2 pseudogenes are annotated in these 566 nt (G+C 42.0%); one reads left to right on the plus strand and one right to left on the minus strand.

From position 1 onward, the window contains the following. A pseudogene (locus ACFILL_RS09520) lies at positions 1-268 on the minus strand (phage portal protein); the annotation flags it as partial. A gap of 175 nt (positions 269-443) precedes the next feature. Between ACFILL_RS09520 and ACFILL_RS09525 the strand changes: the two are divergent. Next, positions 444-566, plus strand: a pseudogene (locus ACFILL_RS09525) (integrase); the annotation flags it as partial.

Genomic DNA, 566 nt, shown 5'->3' on the forward strand with positions numbered 1-566 from the left:
GCCGTTCTATCTTGTCAAAATACCCCGTTATACACTCCCAACCCAATTGACCCGCTGGAACCATGGGTTGATCGGGGGATTCAAGCAATTTTCTCCCTAAAAAAGCACGTCTTACAACCTTTTTATTGAAAGCTGCCCCTTGGATATCGGGCATCATGCACTGTAGCTGCTTAAATTCTTCCTCGCTATAATCACGAAGTTCTCCAGTGCTTAAATCGGGCGCTTTGTAATACCTCTCGCTTTCAAACCAACGGCATTCAACAAGTGTTCAAGGCATTGATTTATAATCATAATCTAGCGTTATTCATATTGAATGAGAACCCTGAATAACGTAAGATTCTCTCATCTTAAATCTGTGTATCTTGAATCAATCAAAATCACTTGCTTGCACGTCACAAGCGGGGTTGATGTGTGGGTAAAAACTATAGCAGAAAGGAGTAAAAATGGTTCTTATGAATCGTCTTAATGCAAGGGCTGTCGCAACATTGGGAGCTGGCAAATATAATGATGGTGCCGGCTTGCTTCTCCATAAGCGTAAAGATGGTGGTGCTCAATGGCTTTATCGT

The sequence above is a fragment of the Bartonella sp. AP20NXHL genome, assembly GCF_042196165.1.
Classification (GTDB): Bacteria; Pseudomonadota; Alphaproteobacteria; order Rhizobiales; family Rhizobiaceae; genus Bartonella.